Source organism: Paenibacillus sp. sgz302164 (genome assembly GCF_056120505.1).
The window spans coordinates 66174-79706 of sequence record NZ_JBVYOL010000027.1 but is presented as its reverse complement, the minus strand read 5'-3'; the positions used below and the strand labels follow the sequence as shown (position 1 = coordinate 79706).

The 13533-nt window shown below is 53.1% G+C and carries 15 protein-coding genes; 13 read left to right on the top strand and 2 right to left on the bottom strand.

Features of this window, described 5'->3' with window-relative positions:
* The first annotated feature begins 17 nt into the window (after nucleotides 1–17).
* The 13 genes from AC0LWT_RS31985 to AC0LWT_RS31925 all read left to right on the top strand — a co-directional run bounded on the left by AC0LWT_RS31985 (nucleotide 18) and on the right by AC0LWT_RS31925 (nucleotide 12662).
* Nucleotides 18–953 carry an ABC transporter permease gene (locus tag AC0LWT_RS31985; protein WP_474685357.1) on the top strand — a complete coding sequence of 312 codons (936 nt, stop codon included), beginning with the start codon at nucleotides 18–20 and terminating at the stop codon, nucleotides 951–953.
* Nucleotides 954–967: 14 nt separating this feature from the next.
* Complete coding sequence (locus AC0LWT_RS31980) at nucleotides 968–1840, top strand: carbohydrate ABC transporter permease (protein WP_474685340.1); 873 nt, start codon at nucleotides 968–970, stop codon at nucleotides 1838–1840.
* A 60-nt stretch (nucleotides 1841–1900) separates the two neighbouring features.
* Nucleotides 1901–3559, top strand: coding sequence for an extracellular solute-binding protein (locus tag AC0LWT_RS31975; RefSeq protein WP_474685339.1), 1659 nt, complete (start codon nucleotides 1901–1903; stop codon nucleotides 3557–3559).
* A gap of 1142 nt (nucleotides 3560–4701) precedes the next feature.
* The gene (locus tag AC0LWT_RS31970) at nucleotides 4702–5133 is read left to right on the top strand and encodes a GNAT family N-acetyltransferase (RefSeq protein WP_474685338.1); all 432 of its coding nucleotides are present in this window, start codon (nucleotides 4702–4704) and stop codon (nucleotides 5131–5133) included.
* Between the two features lie 138 nt (nucleotides 5134–5271).
* Nucleotides 5272–5823: a DUF402 domain-containing protein gene (locus tag AC0LWT_RS31965; protein WP_474685337.1), complete on the top strand. Its 552-nt coding sequence runs from the start codon at nucleotides 5272–5274 to the stop codon at nucleotides 5821–5823.
* Between the two features lies 1 nt (nucleotide 5824).
* Entirely contained in the window at nucleotides 5825–6427 is a 603-nt protein-coding gene (gene lepB / locus AC0LWT_RS31960) for a signal peptidase I (RefSeq protein WP_474685336.1), read from the top strand.
* A 30-nt stretch (nucleotides 6428–6457) separates the two neighbouring features.
* Complete coding sequence (gene queG, locus AC0LWT_RS31955) at nucleotides 6458–7639, top strand: tRNA epoxyqueuosine(34) reductase QueG (RefSeq protein WP_474685335.1); 1182 nt, start codon at nucleotides 6458–6460, stop codon at nucleotides 7637–7639.
* A gap of 311 nt (nucleotides 7640–7950) precedes the next feature.
* Nucleotides 7951–8472 carry a methylated-DNA--[protein]-cysteine S-methyltransferase gene (locus tag AC0LWT_RS31950; RefSeq protein ID WP_474685334.1) on the top strand — a complete coding sequence of 174 codons (522 nt, stop codon included), beginning with the start codon at nucleotides 7951–7953 and terminating at the stop codon, nucleotides 8470–8472.
* 38 nt (nucleotides 8473–8510) lie between these two features.
* Nucleotides 8511–9545, top strand: a complete 1035-nt coding sequence (locus AC0LWT_RS31945; RefSeq protein ID WP_474685333.1) for an HD-GYP domain-containing protein — start codon at nucleotides 8511–8513, stop codon at nucleotides 9543–9545.
* Nucleotides 9546–9636: 91 nt separating this feature from the next.
* Nucleotides 9637–9846: a YneF family protein gene (locus AC0LWT_RS31940; protein ID WP_474685332.1), complete on the top strand. Its 210-nt coding sequence runs from the start codon at nucleotides 9637–9639 to the stop codon at nucleotides 9844–9846.
* Nucleotides 9847–9964: 118 nt separating this feature from the next.
* The gene (locus tag AC0LWT_RS31935) at nucleotides 9965–10543 is read left to right on the top strand and encodes a TetR/AcrR family transcriptional regulator (protein ID WP_474685331.1); all 579 of its coding nucleotides are present in this window, start codon (nucleotides 9965–9967) and stop codon (nucleotides 10541–10543) included.
* A gap of 21 nt (nucleotides 10544–10564) precedes the next feature.
* The gene (gene folE / locus AC0LWT_RS31930) at nucleotides 10565–11152 is read left to right on the top strand and encodes a GTP cyclohydrolase I FolE (RefSeq protein ID WP_474685330.1); all 588 of its coding nucleotides are present in this window, start codon (nucleotides 10565–10567) and stop codon (nucleotides 11150–11152) included.
* A gap of 193 nt (nucleotides 11153–11345) precedes the next feature.
* Entirely contained in the window at nucleotides 11346–12662 is a 1317-nt protein-coding gene (locus tag AC0LWT_RS31925; RefSeq protein WP_474685356.1) for a deoxyguanosinetriphosphate triphosphohydrolase family protein, read from the top strand.
* 75 nt (nucleotides 12663–12737) lie between these two features.
* On the opposite strand, the gene AC0LWT_RS31920 is transcribed toward AC0LWT_RS31925, so the two are convergent.
* Both AC0LWT_RS31920 and AC0LWT_RS31915 read right to left on the bottom strand, forming a co-directional pair.
* Entirely contained in the window at nucleotides 12738–13112 is a 375-nt protein-coding gene (locus AC0LWT_RS31920) for a hypothetical protein (protein ID WP_474685329.1), read from the bottom strand.
* Nucleotides 13113–13239: 127 nt separating this feature from the next.
* Nucleotides 13240–13422: a Spo0E family sporulation regulatory protein-aspartic acid phosphatase gene (locus tag AC0LWT_RS31915; RefSeq protein WP_474685328.1), complete on the bottom strand. Its 183-nt coding sequence runs from the start codon at nucleotides 13420–13422 to the stop codon at nucleotides 13240–13242.
* Between the last annotated feature and the right edge of the window lie 111 nt (nucleotides 13423–13533).

Genomic DNA, 13533 nt, shown 5'->3' with positions numbered 1-13533 from the left:
TTGCCGTGAACAGCGCGATGGAGAAAAGTCCGGCCCCGGCTGCCGGGCGGGGAATGCGGCGGAAAAGGAAACTGAGGAAAAACATCCCCTTGTACGCGATGCTCCTTCCCGTGTTCGCCTTTTACATCATTTTCAAATACGTCCCGATGGGCGGGTTATTGATAGCCTTCAAAAACTACAACTTCGCAGACGGCATTTTGCATAGTCCGTGGGCAGGCTTCAAGCATTTCCAACTGCTGTTTTCTTCGGCGGGCACGGTGCGAATTTTATGGAACACGTTCTGGCTCAGCTTTCTCGGCATCGTGTTCGGCTTTCCGGTTCCGATCCTGTTGGCCGTCATGCTGAATGAAGTGCGGACCCGGTGGCTGAAAAGCTGGGTACAGACGATCGTCTATTTGCCCCATTTCTTTTCATGGGTCATCGTGGCCGGTATTGTGCTGACGCTGTTTGCCGCCGACTACGGCTCCGTGAATAAGGCGCTGAAGCTGCTGGCGATCGAGCCAAAAACGTTTTTGTACGATTCTGCGTCATGGACTGTCATTTTTCTCGGATCGGGGATATGGAAAGAAATGGGCTTCAGCGCAATCGTTTATTTGGCCGCGCTCACGGCCATCGATCCTTCCCTGTACGAATCGGCGTGCATGGACGGCGCCTCCAAATGGCGGCAAATATGGCACGTCACGCTGCCGGGAATCCGCAGCACCATCGTGCTGCTGCTTATCCTGGCCGTCGGCCGGGTCATGGAGGTCGGCTTCGATCAAGTGTACAACTTGCAAAACCCGGCCGTCGCCGACGTGTCCGAAGTGATCAGCACCTATATGTACAAAATGGGGCTCCAGCAAGCGCAGTTCAGTCTGTCCGCAGCGATGGGCTTGTTCGAATCGGCCGTCAGCTTCGGCCTCGTGCTGCTGGCTAACGGGATCGCCCGCAAGTTTGACCAGGCTTTATTTTGACGAGGAGGGGAAGCGTGAAGCCGACAAGAGGAGAACGAATGTTTAGCGCCGTCAACGGCGTGCTGCTGATCGCGCTCGGTTTAACCTGTCTGCTCCCGTTCGTACATACGGTTGCGGTGTCTTTCAGCGACAGGGCCGCCGTCGAAGCGGGGCGCGTTTCGTTGTGGCCGGTAGGCTTCCGGACGACGGCTTATGAATTTTTTTTCATCGCAACGCCCGCTTTGAAAGCCTTGAAAAACAGCGCGCTGATTACGTGCGGAGGCGTCCTGTTCAGCATGCTCGCAACGATTCTTGCGGCCTATCCGCTCTCGCGGTCTTACTTGTCGGGAAGACGGTTGGTGACGCTGGCAATGGTGTTCACGATGCTGTTCTCCGGAGGCGTCATCCCGACGTACCTGGTCGTAAAAAGCTTGTCGCTGATTGATTCCTACTGGTCGATTTGGCTGACGGGGCTGATCAGCACTTACAATATGCTGCTTATGCGCAGCTATTTTGAGAACATCCCTCATGAGGTGCAGGAAGCCGCCACCATCGACGGCTGCGGCGATACCGCTCTGCTGGTCCGCATCATGCTGCCGTTGTCGCTGCCGATGCTTGCCACGCTGGCTTTGCTGTACGGTGTGCACTACTGGAACGCATTTATGAGCGTGCTCATGTACATCAACAAAACCGATATGCAAAATTTGACCGTCGTCGTCCAGGCAATCCTGCAAAAAAACGACATCATCCAGACGGCGACGACGGATATAGCTGAGCAGCAGTTGGTCATGAACGAGACGATTAAAGCGGCCGGCGTCGTGACGATGATCGTTCCGATGCTGCTGTTTTATCCTTTTCTGCAAAAATATTTTGTTAGAGGCGTTATGCTGGGTTCCGTAAAAGGGTAACGACGACCGATCGAGATGCCGGGCATCTCCTAATCCACCAAAAAAGGACGGGATTTTGGAATGAGACAACGGATGAAGCAGGCAAGTTTTGCCATCGCTGCGGCTGTCGGGGCGCTGCTCGCGGGCTGCTCGGGCGGCATGGCGGACAGCGGCAAGCCGGATACCGCCCAGACGCCCGCCAAGCGCGGAGATATTACCGTATCGATGTACGACCGCGGAGCGGTTCCTGCTTCCGAAGGCTCGTACGAGGAGAACCGCTGGACCGCGTGGATCAATCGGAACGGTCCCGTCAACGTCAAGTTCGTACCTATTCTGCGCAGCGAATCGACGAAAAAAATGAACGTGCTGTTCGCTTCCGGCTCGGCCCCCGATGTCGTCAACGAATACAATACGCCGCTCCGCAACGGCATTTATGAGCAGAAGCAGCTGCTGCCTCTGGACGATCTTTTACAATTTATGCCGACCTACGAAAAGCTGCTCGCGCAGTACCCGCAGCTGCGGAAAGCGGGCACGAAGCCGGACGGCAAGCTGTATGAAATCGGCAAGCTGAAAGAAGCGGTGCCGCTGCATGCGATGTTCATCCGCACCGACTGGCTGAAAAAGCTGAACCTGCAAGCCCCGGCGACGACCGAGGAGCTTTTGCAGGTTGCAAAGGCGTTCACCGAGCGGGACCCTGACGGCAACGGCAAAAAGGATACGTACGGCATGAACATCAGCACGTATTCGGAGACGGCCGTGAACGAAATGTTCGGCGGCTCGATGTCCAAAAGCATGCTTTCCTGGGGCGTCAAAGACGGCAAAGCGGCGATGCTGTGGGACAACGACCTTGCTGCGCTGGCCTTCAAAAAGCAGCTTTACGACGGCGGCATCGTCGATAAGGATTACATCAACGACAAAGACGGGATGAAAGCGAAGCAGGATTTCCTTAACGGCAAAATCGGCATCTATGTGAATTCCAGCGTAAGCTGGTTCGAATTTACGACGGCGGATCTCGCGACGCTGAAGAAAAATGTGCCGGGCGCCGAGATCGCTCCGCTTGCTTTTCCGAAATCGCCGTTCGGCCTGTTCACGGGCGCCATCGACAATCCGGTGCAAATGAGCACCGTGATCAACGCGAAGGCGAAGGACCCGGAGGCGGCGGCCCGTTATATCGAGTTCATGATGCAGCCCGAGGCGGCCGGCAAAATCATCTACGGTGACGAAGGCGTCCACTGGAAAAAAGGCGCAAACGGCTGTCCGCAAATTATCAACCCGACAAAATCGAAAAACGAGGTCAACTATGCGGGGGACTACGAAATGTTCCTGACCCGCGCGGCCGACAAATGCAGTTTCGTCGTCAACCAGTTCAATCCGGACGTTCCCGAGCAAAAGGCCGGCCTGGAGATGTACAAAGAAGCGCAAAAAACGTACCTGGACCCGAGCCGCCAATATCCGGGCATTACGATCGGCGAACATATGCCTTCTTTCCCGGGCGATCTGAACGTCATTCACACGAGCGTGCTGAAGGAAATTACCGACATTTATGTCAAAGCGATCATCAGCGGCAGCAAATACAGCCCCGAGCAAGCGATCAAGGATGCGCAGGCGGCATGGGACAAAGCCGGCGGCAAGAAGCTGGAGGAGTACATGGACGATTGGTACCGGCAAAATAAAGACAAGGCGTTTCTCGCCAAAGATGTCTGGGACATCGTGAAGGAGCAAAAAGAACAAATGAAATAATCCGGTGCGAGAGTGATTCGAGGGAGAATTCGACATTGAAGCATGAATAACTTGCATGCCAGAGGCGGGCTTATCGACCTGGCAACGGGGAGAAAGCCTGTACTTTCTTTCCGGGTTGTCGAAAAAACACGCAACACCAAAAGGCGCCCATCTGCTTGGCAACGCGGGGATAGTGAGGATAGCGAAGATAGCGGGATAGCGTGGGAAAACGGGGAGAACGGGGGAAACTTGCAAAATCCCCATGATGCCGAGGACGTCACCCCACAGAATGAAAATAATACAGGTCTACTGAGTCTATTTTCGTATAAAGTGCAGTTTTTTTCTTGCTGATACGACGAAAACGAAACATTCTTGCATCAGGCTGCCCAAAAACCTCTCCGCATCAGAGGAGATAACCGCAATCTGCCTGGCTGCAGGAAGAAAACCTGCAAAAATACATGAATTTGCGTCCTTGATCGCTGTCCACGAACAATTCCTGCAAAAGTGCAGGCTTTTCAGCGGGGACACGGGCTCAGGGTCACTTTCAGCGAAAATTCCTGTACAATTGCAGGCTTTTTGCCAAAACGAGCCGCTTTGACGGAAAAAACCTGCACTTTCGCAGGTTTTGCCGGGCGCAGGGTGTAGGTTTGTCTGTTATACGACCCCAGTAGCGAGTCGGGACTTTTTCAGCATTCCAACTTTCGCAGGTTTTGGCGAGTGTCGGGAGTCTGTCCGATGGAGTTACTTTTGTGCATACCGGGTGAATCATGACTGCAAATATTGCCGCTCACGCTGCATAATGACTGTCATTTTGCTTATATATACCTTCTACGTGGTTCATCGGACAGACTCCTAGGTACTGGTTTGTCTATAATCGGTCCTGCGGCGGTAACGGTGCCCCTGATCTGCGGTATTCGCAGCTGAAATTTGCGCTGGATTTCCGGCAGGACTATTCTCATTTTTGGGCGATAGCAGTAAAAAAGTCCTACAATTTCCTTGAAAGCGCTTAAAATAAAGCGATTTCAGCAAAAAAGCACAAAAAACTTTAAGTTTTTGTGAGTTTTTTCACCGTTTCAGCAGGATTTCGCATTTTTTTGTCGTATTATTGACGTTACCAAAAAAATTTTCGGTACAAAAAAATTTTGGAATTGGGAGAGAACCGTATGCACGTTCGTTCATTTCAGCTTGCAGATTCTTCATCGGTCACTGAACTCTTGGAAGATGTTTTGTCGGAAATCTGTTACGAGGAAACGATGGAAGCATTTGCACGCCAGCTATCTTGGGATACTGAACTTGTCTTGATCGCTGAAGAGGAAGGGCAGATTTTAGGCGTAATTATCGGCACCATTGATAACAACAACGGCTACTACTATAGAATCGCGGTTGCTAGTGAATATCAACGTAAAGGCATCGGCAAAGCTTTGATCGAAGCGATGAAGCAGCGGTTCCTCCAACGGAAAGTTAACAAAATTATGGTAACTGTCGATGCGCACAATGAAATGGTGCTGCCTGTGTACGAATCGGCGGGCTACAGCACGTCGGATTTTTCCCGGGCGGTTCATCGCCTGAGCATTTTGAAGAAGGTCAGTTGTTGACCGTAGCGCAGAAATATACAGATCAATAAGTTCGAACTTTGGAGCATATCTTGTCCGCCGTTGCAATTGGGGGTAAGATATGCTTTTCTATATAATATCGGAATCATTTTGGCTGGATGAGCAGAGGGGCATTGTGACATGGAATTTACACCATACGTAATTAAAAGCTTCAAACACGATGGGCACCTTCACCGAATGTGGCTCACGAATTGGCTCGTGCCTGATGGCGTGCTCCACCCGGATCATCGCAAGGAGGCCATGATGGTTTTTATCAACAGCCAGACCAAGATTCAAGAGGCGGACGGCAAGGAATGGGTCAGCCGGGTTCCGGGGGTATCTTTTTTTATCCCGAAGCGGTGGTTCAATGTCGTGGCGCTGCTTGAAGACAGCGGTATCCGATATTATTGCAATATTGCATCTCCTCCTTACGTGTCGGGGAATATTATAACTTATATCGATTACGATCTGGATGTCATCCGCATGCCGGGGGGGGCGGTTCATGTCGTGGATCAGGAAGAATACGAGCTTCACAAAACGAATTACCATTACTCCCCGTTGGTTCAGGAGAAGGTACAGGCCGGGCTTTCCTCATTATTGGAAATAGCCCGCGGCGGGAAGCCGCCTTTTCAGGACGACGTGGTCATGCGCTATTTTGAAACTTGGGAAAAGCGGAAGAACGGAGGGGCGTAGTTTGAGTTTCTTTCTGCAAAGAAATGAAAGGAACAAGATCGTATCCGGCACGGCTGGGCAAACGGAAAGCAAAAGCTTGAGCCACGAGCTGTGGGATTGGACCAAATCGATGCTCGTCGCGCTGCTTGTCGTCATTTTGGTTCACAAGTTCGGGTTTAATCTTTCGACGGTCAAAGGAAGCTCTATGGAGCCGACGCTGCAGGAGGGGGAATGGCTTTTTGTAAATAAGGCGATTGCTTATATCCGGGCGCCTCATCGGGGCGAGATCGTCATTTTGCACGAGCCCGGAGCAGGTCATGGGCAGCAAAAGCATCCGCTGCTTGTGAAAAGAGTCGTCGCCGTGGCCGGGGACCGAATTGAAGGCCGAGATGGTTATTTGTATGTTAACGGCGGCATGGTTGCGGAGCCGTATACCGATACGATGCTGGATGACGGCGATTTTGGCCTCACGGAGGTGCCGGAAGGCAGCGTATTCGTCATGGGCGACAATCGCCACAGGCAGGCCAGCTCCGACAGCCGCAGATTCGGCACGGTCCCGGTCAGCCTGATCGAAGGGCGCGCGGAATGGGTGCTGTGGCCTTTTGACGAAATGTCCGGACTGTAGGGGAGCTTGCGTCAGCGGGAGGTGAGCAGGATGAGCGTTTCCATACATGCGGGCACACGGGAGGATTGGCTTAGGCTAAAACAGGAGATCGTCGCGGCGGGGCCGTCGCTGGGCATTGATAAAATCGGTTTCACGACCGCGGCGCCGTTCGACGAGTTGAAAGAGATTTTGCTCCGGCACAGGGAGCAGGGGTTTGAGTCCGGCTTCGAGGAGCCGGATATCGAGAAGCGGGTGCGCCCCGAGCTGAGTCTGAAGGAGCCGCAGTCGATGATCTCGATTGCAATCGCTTACCCGTCCAAGCTGTCCGATCCTCCGCGTTCGGAGCCCGGCGCTTACCGGGGAATCATCTCGCGCTCCTCGTGGGGCGTCGACTATCATCATGTGCTGCGCGACCGTCTTGGGAAGCTGGAGGCGTTCATCGCCGAGCGTGTCGACGGGGCCAGAATGCAAAGCATGGTCGATACGGGGGCTCTGTCCGACCGGGCTGTCGCCGAGCGGGCGGGCATAGGCTGGAGCGGCAAAAACTGCGCCGTCATTACTCCCGAATGGGGATCGTGGGTATATTTGGGGGAAATCATCACCAATATCCCTTTTCCGCCGGATACGTCTATCATGGATCAGTGTGGAGACTGCACGATCTGCATCGACGCTTGTCCGACCGGTGCGCTGGTCGGGCCGGGGCAGCTGAATTCCAGCCGCTGCATTTCGTTCGTCACGCAGACCAAAGGGTACGTGGAGGACGAATTCAAGCTGAAAATCGGCAACCGCTTGTACGGCTGCGATACGTGCCAGATCGTGTGCCCGAAAAACAAGGGCAAGAACTGGACGCACCAGCCTGAGCTGCAGCCCGATCCGGAGAAGGTCAAGCCGCTGCTTATTCCTCTATTGACGATGGGCAATAAGGAGTTCAAAGAAAAGTACGGGCAGAGCGCTTCGTCCTGGCGGGGGAAAAAGCCGATCCAGCGCAATGCGATTATCGCGCTCGGCAATTTTAAGGACAAGACGGCCGTGCCGGTTTTGTCCGAGCTGCTGCGCGCCGATCCGCGCCCGGAGATTCGCGCGACCGCCGCATGGGCGCTTGGGCGGATCGGCGGGGAAGAAGCGGGCGCCGCGCTCGGCCGGGCGCTGGACGAAGAGCGGGAGCCCGCCGTCATCCGCGAGCTCGAAAAAGCGCAGGCCGCGCCGGCGCGGCCCGGCGGCAGCGGGCCGTGACGCCCGGCTCGGCCATGCCACGGCCATGCCACGGCCAGGCCGTAGGCCGTGCCCGCCGCGGTCCAGCCGGTCCGCGTCGCCGGGCTCGCGTCCGCCGCGGCCACGCCTATCGGGCTTGCGTCCACCGCGGCCCGCACATCGACAAAACAAGCCTCGGCGATCCCTGGCTTGTTTTTATTTTCCGCCCCAGGTGGCTTGGTAAGAGCCAATGCTACAATATGTCACTGCACGTTCTCGCGATTTCGGATATGATAGGCTTAGAGAATTAAAGCAGCAAGACAGATGGATATACATGGGAAGGAGACAGCTTCATGCAAACGGCAGCCGTTTTGACGTACTTTGAAATAACGGCCCCAATCGGGCCTTTGGTGCTTGTTTCCGGCGAGCAGGGGCTGTGTTTGATCGAATTCGGCACGTTCGGGGACAACCGGACGAGGATCATGGATTGGGCGAACCGCTGGTTCGGCTCCTATGAGCTGGTTGAGGATGAAGAGGCTTTGAAGCCGGTAGCGGAGCAGCTTGAAGAGTATTTTCGCAAAGAACGGACGTCGTTCGATTACAAGTTGGATCTGCGCGGAACGGAGTTTCAAAAACGGGTGTGGAATGCACTCCTCGCCGTCTCGTACGGCCGGACGGCTTCCTATAAAGATATAGCCGAGGCGATCGGTTCCCCCAAAGCGGTCAGAGCGGTGGGCGGAGCCAACAACCGCAATCCGGTGCCCGTCATCGTTCCCTGCCACCGCATTATCGGGGCGGACGGCCAGCTTGTCGGATACGGCGGAGGGCTGGATATCAAAGTGAACCTGCTCGAACTGGAAGGGATTCGGAAGTAGCGACTGAACCACAATACGACTATCATGGAGTGAACGATATGAAGTACGTGCAATTGGATTCCGTAGAGCCAGGGCAATATTTGGGACGGACGATTTTTTCCAGCAACGGGGCTATTCTGCTTTCGGAAGGCGTGCAGTTGACCGTATTCATGATCAATACGCTGAACCGGATCGGAGTTTCCATGATCTATATCAAAGATCCGCTGATGGAAGATGTGGAAATTCCCGAGATCATTTCGGATGAGACGAAGCGGGCCGTCATGAAACAGATGGGAGAGACGTTCAACGCCATTCGTTCGGGCAAAGAGTTCAGCACCCGTTCTATGAGCATCAGCATCGATACACTGCTGGAAGAAGTGATGAAGAACAAGGATGTGCTCGTTCAGTTATCCGATATTCGCACCGAAGATAACACGATGTACGTACATGCGAGTAACGTCTGCATGATGTCCGTACTGATCGGCATCAACATGGGATTGAACGCGATGCAGCTGAAAGAGCTGGCGATCGGAGCGCTGCTGCACGATGTCGGAAAAATCGAGGCGATTTGCGACGACGATTCGGCGGATTTGAAAAAGCATCACACCTGGCGCGGCTTCGAGCTGCTCAAAAACAAGCGTGAGTTCAGCCTGCTGATCGCGCACGTTGCTTTCCAGCATCATGAAGACCTGCTCGGCACAGGTCTCCCGAGAGGGCTTGAAGCCGACCATATTCACCTCTATGCGAAAATTACCGCTGTGGCCAACATGTACGATAATTTGCTCTTCGATACGTCCACAGGGCGCAAAATGCAGCCTCACGAAGCATGCGAACATATGATGGCGCTCGCCGGAACGAAGCTGGACCGCGATGTGCTGATCCACTTTTTGAGGATCGTTTCCGTGTATCCGACAGGCACGTCGGTGCGGCTGTCTACGCGGGAATCCGGCGTTGTCGTCGGCCAGCACAGGGGCCTGCCGAGCCGCCCGGTTATCAGAATCATCAAGCAGGAAGCGGGCGAGAAAGAATTCGAGGTCAAGGAAATGGATCTGGCGAAGCATACCACCGTATTTATCGAGCAGGTGCTCTCGTAAAATCGCGCCGTCCATTTGTAAACGAATGAGCAGAAATGCTATGATGAGCAAATAAGGGAATCCTATTTTTGTACAAGCAGGGGGCACATGTATGTGGAATATCATCATCCCGATTCTGACGCTGATTGCCGGATTGGCAGGGGGCTTTTTCATCGGCGTGTTTTACTTGAGAAAGCAGATCGAATCGATGCAGAGCAATCCGGAAATGCTGCAAAAGATGGCCAAACAAATGGGCTACAACATGAATAAGCAGCAAATGACGAAAGTTCAGAACATGATGAAGAACCAAAAGTGGAAATAATCTCATGGAATGCCGGGAGGGCTTCCGATGACCGTATGAACGGATTTCAAGGCGGCCCTTCCGTTTGCCGTCCGGTGTGACTAGGACGTACCAGTACTATCAAAAGGTGGCATATTTCATGGCGAACAATAAAGACAGAATTTTGGAAGCGGCCATGGACCTGTTTCATGACAACGGTTTTCGGGCTACCGGTTTGGAAGAGATTCTGTCCAGCAGCGGGGTATGCAAGAGCAATTTTTATTACCATTTCAAAAGCAAGGAAGAGCTTGGCGTTAAAGTGATCGAGCGCAAGGTGCAGCACATGCGGGAATCGGTGATGGAGCCGAGCCTCGGCAACCCGCAGCTATCGCCCAAGCAGCGCGTCATGGCGTTGTTCGAGCGGATGCTGGCCTTCTGCGAGGAGCATGAGTGCCGCAGAGGCTGCTTTTTCGGCAATTTGTCCCTGGAGTTGAGCGACCGCTCGGAAGAGCTGCGAAAACCGCTCAGCCGTTTTTTTAACGAGCTGGAAGAGATGGTGGAAGCATGCTTGCAGGAAAGCTGCCGGCGGGGAGAGCTGAAGCTGCAGGGCATGCAGCCGTCCGAGCTTGTGCTGCCGATCGTATCGCTGCTGCAGGGCGGACTGCTGCTGACCAAAGCGCATAAAGACGGCGCCGCGATGCGGGACAGCATCAAGCTGATTCAGGCTTTTATGAAGTAGAGAAAAAGGAGCGAACGAATCGTGGCATCCATCGAATACAGAAATACAAGAGTCGCCGAAAACCGCGAGCTCATCGAGCATCATGTCAGAGAAATTTTGCGCCTGATCGGCGAAGACGTCGACCGGGAGGGGCTGCTGGACACGCCGGCAAGGGTAACCCGCATGTATGAAGAAATATTCGCGGGCTACGACGCCAATCCAAGCGATGTGCTGGGCGTAACGTTTGACGAGCAGCACGAAGAGCTGGTGATCATCAAGGACATCATCTACTACAGCCAATGTGAGCACCATATGGCGCCGTTTTTCGGCAAGGTGCATGTCGGCTATTTGCCGAGCGGCAAAGTGGCGGGACTGAGCAAGTTCGCCCGTCTGGTCGATGTCGTCACCCGCAAGCTGCAGGTGCAGGAGCGGATTACTTCCGAAATCGCCGACATTTTGGACGATGTGCTGAAGCCCCACGGCGTTATGGTCGTCGTTGAAGGCGAGCATATGTGCATGTGCTCCAGAGGCGTGAAAAAATACGGCAGCCAGACCGTGACTTCCGCGGTGCGCGGTTCATTCCGCACGGATGCGACGCTTCGCTCCGAATTTCTCTCATTGTTGAAATAATCGGGCTCTCAGGGGGAGTGTATGCACGGGTGACAAAGGCCTTGTGCGGCATTCCCTTTTTTTGCTTTGGCAGGCGTGTATGACTTGTTGCACCGCAATTGAATATAGTATTCTGAATTACGAAACATATAGAAAGCTTTTGACAGCAATATATATATATCAGCTGCATCGAAGATTTGGAGGAACGCTTATGATGAACCTTAGAAAGCTTCGGCCTGGAGAAGCGGCTTCCTCTAAAGTGAGCGAAGAACGGGACGAATTCGAACGGGATTACGCGCGGCTGATTCAATCGCCGGCTTTTCGCAGGCTGCAGGGGAAGTCGCAGGTGTTCGGCGCCGGTTCCGGCGACTATTACCGAACAAGGCTTACCCACTCGCTGGAAGTGGCGCAAATCGCCAGAGAAGTGGCGAAACGGCTGGAGCGGACGAATCCTTTTCTGAAACAGCAGGAGCATCCCGGATTAGTCATTGATCCGACCGTCGTGGAGTGCGCATCGCTTGCTCACGATTTCGGGCATCCGCCGTTCGGACATAAAGGGGAAGAAGTGCTGAATCATATTTTGCTCAGCGAACATGGGCTCAAGTATGAAGGCAACGCGCAAAATTTCCGCATTTTGATGTTTTTGGAAAAAAGAGCGGGCAGCGACAGCGGCCTCGATTTGACGTCAGCCGTCCTGCTCGGCATTAACAAATACCCTTTTTTGCTGGAAGAAGAAGGGCGGATCAAAGGCGTGTACGCGTCGGAATGGGAAGTCATTCGCGAGCTCAGGGAGCAGTGGCAGATGCCGGCAGGCTGCTCCACGCTGGAAGCCCAGCTCATGGATCTTTGCGATGACATCGCCTATTCCACGCACGACATCGAAGACGGCATCCGCGCCGGAAAAATTCAGATGAACGCGACCTTTTTCGAAGATCAGCGGCTGATCAAGCATCTGGTGCTGGAGATCGTCAGCGATCCCAACAGCAAGAAATTCGGCTGGGAACAGGTCGATATCGAGACCATGGTGCGCAAAGTGCTGTCCGATTACCTGGAGCAGTGGCAGCAAATTTTTATCGAGTGCCACCGCGAGGAGTCGAGAACCCGCAGAGAGATGAAGGCGCGCTGGGTGAGCAGCTTTGCGAACCGCCTGGACATTTTGGACGACCCCGATAAAAGTTGGAAAAAGGTGACGCTCGTCAAAGACGGAGCGGAAGATATGGATTTGCTCAGGACGATGGAAATTGTGAAAAAGCTCGCCTGGGTGACGCTGATCAAAGATTTCCGTGTCCAACGCCTGCAAAAGCGCAGCGAGATCATCGTGGAAAGCTTGTGGAACAGCTTCAAAGATCCGGAGAAAGGCCAATGGATCATTCCGCCGGATTGGATGGACAGCTACGAGCGGCATAAAGATCAATGGACATGGCCGCGTTTTATCGCGGATTATGTCTCGGGAATGACGGACGCCTACGCGGAAAAAGTATACGCGGAGCTGTTCGCAAGCAAATCGGGCTCCATTTACGAGATGGACTAGTTTTACGGCCTTGTTCGCACAGGATGCGGACAGGGCCTTTTTGTTTTCGGCGAAGCCGCCGCCGGAGAATGCCTCTTAGATCTCCTTGTAATCCGAACCAACGATGTGAGAAGACAGTTTCTCCAGGTCAACTTTTTGCAAATATTGTGCTGAAAATGAACCGCTGAATCCTTCCAAGAATATTGAACAGTAGTCATGACCTTTTTGGAGAAAGGCATCTGATTTGCAAGTCCAGATTTTCCCCATGTACTTCGGATTACTCGCTTCCATGCAAGTGTGCATAACTACATGATCGCCTTTCTTGAGATAGGATATTTCGCTGCTCCGGCGGTTCAGTATTTCCGCATCGGAAATGACACTTTCAACGGCGTATGATTCGCGCTGGTGTCCGGATTGCTCAAGCATCTTTGCTCCGCGACGAACTGTTTTGATTTCGTGTTTGCGGCTCATGATTGGGCCTCCTTCATCCACGCCTCTAATTTCCGCTCTCCTGTAATCGGTAAGAGGCGAGTCAAACTAGAAATGCTATATCCTGCAAGTAAATAATCGATTCTTCACCGTTACCCATTTTTAACTTTCATCGGGATAATGATTCGATTTGCTTTTGTATTTTATTGAGCAGATCATCTAATTCCTGAGAAAGGGCTATAACTGCAGGATCAGAAAAGTTAAATGCTCTCAACGCTACTAATCGCTCAAGCTCTTCTCGCTTCAGCTCGATGCATGGATATTCCAATTTCTCTCCTCCAATTGAAATCATAAAAATCAACGTAATACCGTTAATATTAAGGAATTAATTTGATATAATTCAGCTAAGAAATTCAGTTAGTACGATTATAACTCTCTACAGTAGGTCAATAGTTACAGTTTT